This window comes from Streptomyces coryli (assembly GCF_011044975.1).
In the GTDB taxonomy this organism is placed as follows: Bacteria; Actinomycetota; Actinomycetes; order Streptomycetales; family Streptomycetaceae; genus Streptomyces; species Streptomyces coryli.
The window spans coordinates 1-3,010 of sequence record NZ_JAAKZV010000459.1 but is presented as its reverse complement, the minus strand read 5'-3'; the positions used below and the strand labels follow the sequence as shown (position 1 = coordinate 3,010).

Here is a 3,010-nt window from a genome sequence, read left to right as displayed (position 1 = left end):
GGCGGGCCTGGTGGGGGTGGGTCGGCTTGTTCCGGCGCGGGACGGCGCTGCTCCCGGGACCCCGCAGGGTGCGGACGCCGCGGCCGGCGCCGACGGTCCGGACGGTGCAGGGGCCGCGAAGCCGCTGCCTCCGCGTCCGGGCCTCCTCGTCACGCTCGGGCTCGTCGCCGCGGCGGCCTTCCTCGCCGAGGGCGCGGCCAGCGACTGGGCGGGCGTGTACGTACGCCGCGAACTGGGCGCGGCCGCGGCGACGGCACCGCTCGTATCCACGGCATTCTTCGCGACCATGACCGCCGTCCGCTTCGCCGGCGACGCGATACGGGCCCGCCTCGGCGCACCCACCACGCTGCGCCTAGCCGGGATGACAGCCACGGCGGGCTACGCACTGGTGCTCTTCGCCCCCGTCGCGGCCGGCGGACCGGGCCCGGCTGCCGTCGGCTGGGCGACCGCGGGCTGGGCGCTGGTGGGAGCCGGCGCCGCGGTGATGTGGCCGGTGCTGGCAGGTGCGGTCGGGGCGGCAGTCGCCGGGTCCGGCGGCGGTGCGAGCCGATTGTCGCTCGTCACGACCATCGGCTACGGCGGCGGCCTGGCCGGCCCGGCGCTCATCGGCTACGTCGCCGAGCGGACGTCGCTGCCCGCCGCCCTGTCCGTACCGGCCGTCCTGGCGGCGGCAGTGGCACTGATCGCGCCTGCCGCGATCGTGGCCGTATCCCGAGGCCCGCGACAACCGGTCCGGTACGCCGCCGCAGCGCACGCACCCGGGCCCGGTGAGCCGCGTCGATAGACTCCGGGCGTGGCAGCCATGAATGAGATCCGGCGCAGCAAGTACGTCAGCCTCACCACCTACCGCAAGGACGGCACGCCCGTTGCGACGCCGGTGTGGCATGTGGCGCACGACGGCGGGCTGCTGGTCGTCACGCCGGCCGACTCGTGGAAGGTCAAGCGGATCCGTAACAACGACGCGGTCACCGTCACCGTCTGCGACGTCCGTGGCCGAACGGCCCCGGACGCGGCCACGGCCTCCGGCTCGGCCCGCCTCCTGGACGCCGAGGGCACCGCCGAGGCCCGGGCCCATCTCGCGAGGCGATACGTCACCTCCCGCGTCGGCAACTGGTTCGCGCGCCTGCTGCACATCCGCCGGAAGCCGATGATCGGCATCGCCATCACGCTCGGAAGCTGATCCCGGTGGCCCGGTGCAGTCCGGTCAGCGGCGTGATCCGCGGGATGCCGGTGCCCGGATGCGGCGTGACCTCCGCCTTCACTCGGTAGACCGCCGCCAGCAGCTCCGCGGTCAGGACCTCGCCGGGCGGGCCGGTGGCGACCGTCCGGCCCTCGCTCAGCACGCACACCCGGTCGCAGAACGCCGCCGCGAGGTTGAGGTCGTGCAGGGCCACGAGGGCGGTGACGCCGAGCCGGCGGACCAGCTGCAGGGTGTCCAGCTGGTGGCGCAGATCGAGGTGGTTCGTGGGCTCGTCCAGGACCATCGTGCCCGCCTGTTGCGCGAGCGCGCGGGCGATGAGCACCCGCTGCTTCTCGCCGCCGGAGAGGCGGTCGAAGGGGGCCTGCGCCAGGCTGACGGCGTCCAGTTCCGCGAGCGCGGAGAGGATGACGGCGCGGTCTGCGGCGTCGTCGCCGGCGAAGGCGCGTTTGTGCGGGGTGCGGCCCATGGCCACCACGTCGTACGCCGTCAGCTCGAAGTCGCCGGTGGCCTCCTGCAGTACGGCGGACAGGCGGCGCGCGAGCCGCTTGCCCGGCAGCCGCCGGACGTCGTCGCCGTCCAGCAGCACCCGGCCCGAGGTGGGCCGTAGCGCGCGGTAGACCGTGCGCAACAGGGTGGACTTCCCGGCCCCGTTGGGGCCGACCAGGCCGACCATCTCGCCGGGCGCGGCCCGCAGCGACACGTTCTCCACCAGCGGCCGGCCGTGCACCTCGACCGTCACCCCCTGGATGTCCAGTACGGCCGGTTCCACCGTCATGCCGCCCTCCGCCGCATCAGCCACAGGAAGAACGGGCCGCCCACCAGCGCGGTGAGAATGCCGACCGGAATCTCCTCGGGGCTCATCAGGGTCCGCGCCGCCAGGTCGGCGGCGATCAGGAAGGCCGCGCCGAGCAGCGCGGCGGCGGGCAGCGCCCGCCGGTGGTCGGCGCCCACCAGCAGCCGCACCACATGCGGCAGGATCAGGCCGACGAAACCGATCTGGCCGCTGACCGCGACGATCGCCCCGATCATCAGCGCGACCAGGGCGAACAGCGCCCCGCGGAAGCGGTGTACGTCCAGGCCGAGGGCCACGGCGGCCTCCTCGCCCGCCAGCAGCAGATTCAGCGGCCGGCTGACGCCGAGCAGCACCGCCGTCCCGGCCAGCACCGCCGCGGCCGGTATCCACACCATCGGCCAGGTGGTGCCGGCCAGCCCGCCGAGCATCCAGCGCAGCGCCGACTGCGTCTTGTGCGGGTCGTTGGACGTGACCACCAGGAAGCTGGCCACGGCGGACAGCACCTCGGCCATGGCCACCCCGGCGAGCACCAGCCGCACCGTCGTCATCCGCCCGCCCGAGCGGGCCAGGAAGTAGACGGCGGCCAGCGCGGCCAGCGCACCGCAGAAGGCCGCCAGCGGCAGCGAGAACATGCCGAACAGCGTCAGGTTGAACACCAGCACCAGCACGGCCCCGACCGTCGCGCCCGACGACACCCCCAGCAGCATCGGATCGGCGAGCGGGTTGCGTACCAGCGCCTGCAGCGCCATCCCCGCCACCGACAGGCCCGCGCCGACCACCGCGCACATCAGCACCCGGGGCAGCCGGACGTCGATGACGATGGTCTCGCGCACCGGTGTCCATCCGGGCTCGGCGAGCGCCGGGTGGATGCGGTGCAGCACGATGTTCCACACCTCCCCGGCGGGCAGGCCGGTCGAGCCGACCGCCATGCCGGCCGTGGCGGCGAGCAGCACCAGGGCGGCGAGCAGGAGCAGGACGACGGGATACGGGAGGTGGCGACGGCGGGGGGCCGGAGG

Annotated in this window: 4 protein-coding genes; 2 read left to right on the top strand and 2 right to left on the bottom strand. The window is 74.7% G+C overall.

Going from position 1 to position 3,010, the window contains the following annotated elements; translation table 11 throughout:
- Both G5C51_RS41180 and G5C51_RS41175 read left to right on the top strand, forming a co-directional pair.
- Positions 1-784: MFS transporter (locus tag G5C51_RS41180; protein WP_476715160.1), on the top strand; the 784-nt coding region annotated here is incomplete at its 5' end.
- 18 nt (positions 785-802) lie between these two features.
- A complete protein-coding gene (locus G5C51_RS41175) occupies positions 803-1,180 on the top strand; it encodes a PPOX class F420-dependent oxidoreductase (RefSeq protein ID WP_165245939.1) in 378 nt (125 codons plus the stop codon).
- On the opposite strand, the gene G5C51_RS41170 is transcribed toward G5C51_RS41175, so the two are convergent.
- Together G5C51_RS41170 and G5C51_RS41165 are read right to left on the bottom strand one after the other, a co-directional pair.
- The gene (locus G5C51_RS41170) at positions 1,164-1,976 is read right to left on the bottom strand and encodes an ABC transporter ATP-binding protein (RefSeq protein ID WP_165245933.1); all 813 of its coding nucleotides are present in this window, start codon (positions 1,974-1,976) and stop codon (positions 1,164-1,166) included. The genes G5C51_RS41175 and G5C51_RS41170 overlap by 17 nt on opposite strands.
- Positions 1,973-3,010 (bottom strand): FecCD family ABC transporter permease (locus tag G5C51_RS41165; RefSeq protein ID WP_240930277.1); only part of this gene is annotated, 1,038 nt, incomplete at its 5' end. The genes G5C51_RS41170 and G5C51_RS41165, both read right to left, overlap by 4 nt.

What these genes read in the sequence shown, in the direction of transcription:
- G5C51_RS41170 (WP_165245933.1), bottom strand. Translation starts at nt 1,976, where the DNA reads ATGACGGTGGAACCGGCCGTACTGGACATCCAGGGGGTGACGGTCGAG.
- G5C51_RS41175 (WP_165245939.1), top strand. Translation starts at nt 803, where the DNA reads ATGAATGAGATCCGGCGCAGCAAGTACGTCAGCCTCACCACCTACCGC.